The organism is Streptomyces sp. NPDC004284, from assembly GCF_042874035.1.
In the GTDB taxonomy this organism is placed as follows: domain Bacteria; phylum Actinomycetota; class Actinomycetes; order Streptomycetales; family Streptomycetaceae; genus Streptomyces.
In genome coordinates, this window is sequence record NZ_JBIAMJ010000038.1 from 1 (window position 1) to 2399 (window position 2399).

General features: G+C 64.8%; 2 protein-coding genes. One reads left to right on the top strand and one right to left on the bottom strand.

From position 1 onward, the window contains the following. Positions 1-216: 216 nt before the first annotated feature. The gene (locus tag ACFYUS_RS39020) at positions 217-981 is read left to right on the top strand and encodes an IS5 family transposase (RefSeq protein ID WP_388863061.1); all 765 of its coding nucleotides are present in this window, start codon (positions 217-219) and stop codon (positions 979-981) included. A gap of 543 nt (positions 982-1524) precedes the next feature. On the opposite strand, the gene ACFYUS_RS39025 is transcribed toward ACFYUS_RS39020, so the two are convergent. After that, complete coding sequence (locus tag ACFYUS_RS39025; RefSeq protein WP_388863059.1) at positions 1525-2241, bottom strand: RusA family crossover junction endodeoxyribonuclease; 717 nt, start codon at positions 2239-2241, stop codon at positions 1525-1527. Positions 2242-2399 lie beyond the last annotated feature (158 nt).

The window sequence follows — 2399 nt, forward strand, 5'->3', positions numbered from 1 at the left end:
GGGCCCGATGCTCCACACGCCGCATCGGCACCATCGTTCAAGCCATCCACACGTTGCTGACCTGCAGCTATTCAGGATGAAAGAGGTTCACTGAGCCGTTTTCATCCTGTCTCTGTGGGGTGAAATGGCAGGTCAGCAGGGGTGTGTGACGAGACGAGGCTCCTGGTCGTTGCGGTGGTGTTCTCTACGCACCACGCATCGTCCGAGGAGCCTCGCCTGGTCCCGTATCGTGCCACGGCCGACGTCCCGCATGAGCTGGTCGAGCACGTTTCCTGGCTCATCTACGCACGAAGGTGTGAACGCCGCTCGCGGTGGCGGAAGCTGGGCTGCTTCCAACAGGCCCTGCTCGTACTGGTGCACCTGCGTAAGAACGAGACGCTGCCCGCCCTTGCGGCCGGCTTCGGTGTCTCGACCGCGACGGCCTGGCGGTACGTCGACGAGACCCTGGACGTCCTCGCGGCCTGGGCGCCGGGCCTGCACGAGGCCCTGACCGGCTTAGGGGAGGGCGACTTCGTCATCGTCGACGGCACCCTGATCCCCACCGACCGCATCGCCGCCGACGAACCGTACTACTCCATGAAACACCGCAAGCACGGCATGAACGTGCAGGTCATCGCCCGGCCCGACGGCACACCGCTCTGGTTCTCCCGGGCCACACCCGGCCGCACCCACGACCTGACCGCCGCCCGCGCCCACGGCATCGTCCAGGCATGCCTCACCCAACAGATCCTCGTGCTCGCGGACCGCGCCTACCAGGGCGCCGGCGCCACCGTCCGCACCCCCTACTACCACCACCGCGAACAACCCGATCACTACCAGCAGTTCAACCGCGACCACGCCCGACTCAGAGCACCCGGCGAACGCGCCTTCGCGCAGCTGAAGTCCTGGCGAATCCTTCGCCGAGCCCGATGCTCCACCCGCCGCATCGGCACCATCGTCCAAGCCGTCCATACGCTGCTGACCTGCGGCTATTCAGGATGAAAACGGCTCACTACCGACACCGCTCGGCACCCTCGGGCCACCCTCGGTCCCTACTACTGGGGCACCAGAGAGGGGCCGAGCGAACCCCGACCGTCCACGCACGAAGCGGCGAGGGCGCGGGACACCGTTGGTCCCTACTGCTGGGGCAAGAGAGAGCGGGACTACCGCGCACCCACCCCGTGGGGGAATCCGGCGGGCCGAGTGCCCGCCCCCACACCAGCTCTGCCCGTGCACCATGCGCCCCGCCGTTGCGGGGGTGGGCACAGGGGTCGTGAGGCAGAGCGCGGGGGACTGCACCGCCCATGAGTAACCGGCTCGTCCGCGAGTCGCCGAAAGGGGTTGTTGCGCGTGCAGTGTCCACCGTGTCCGGAACGGCCCCGCCGGAGAGGACGACCAAGCCCACCTGGCCCAACAAAGCAGAGGTGCGCGGAACCGGCCCCGGCTCGGGGATATCGGCCGCAGAGTTCCGGGTTCGAGCCCCGGGGTGGACACGCAGCAACGACGACCAGCCCGTCTCGTGAGTGCCACAGAGAGGAGTCCGGTTCACCCGTCTTCCGTCTGAAGACCCATAAGGGGACTGGCATCCTTCATCTGCGCGGACAGGTGGACAACGTCCGCGTCTAGCGGATACACGGGTCGCAGGCCAATGAGGTAATACCCCACGGTCTCACGTGCTTTCAGCCGGAAGGCGGACACATGCTGAATAGCGTTGTCGTTGGTGATGACGGTTCCCTGAAGGGTGTCCAGGATTGCTTTCGCGGCATTATCCGCGTCGATGGTCTTCCGATTCACCGCTTGTACCGCGACCACCGTGGCGCAGATCGGCAATCCCTTCCAGGTTCGCGGATCTGCGCGACGGTCAGCCGTCTTTTTCAATTCTTCAACGACCCTTGCGTGAACGACACGTTTAATCTTCGGGTTCTGCTTCGTAAAGGGCGGTACTGAGACTGGGAAGAACGATGGTCGCGCGTCCACGCCTTCCAAGGGTAGCGGCTCGCACAGCCCACAGGATTTCTGCTGGAGGAAGCCGGCTTTTGTTGTGACGCTGCTGTGAACCCACCCGCCTTGTGAAGGACCGCTGTAACGGATCCAAGGGTTATCAGCTCGCATCATCCACAGCCGGACACGGGAGGATTCCTCGGGTGTAAGTGGCCTCCGTAGCTCCTCGCCTGTCGCTTTGGCGTAGTCGCGCAAGAGGGCGTCTAGACGCTGACCAGGGTGGCCACCACGCATCAGGCTGTTGAGCGTCAGTTCGTCCATTGCCTGACCGTAGCGCCCGGCGCCGACAACGCCCCCTGATCTGGCAGTTACGCACGCCTTGGTTAAGAGGCCCTAACAGAAGCTGTTGATCATGTGACTGTCGGCTTGGTTGCTCGTTGGTCTGTTCGTGGCGAAGAGGAACTCCCGGCCGTGGATCG

Excerpts from the sequence above, each read along its gene's own strand:
- ACFYUS_RS39025 (WP_388863059.1), bottom strand. The coding sequence starts at position 2,241 with ATGGACGAACTGACGCTCAACAGCCTGATGCGTGGTGGCCACCCTGGT.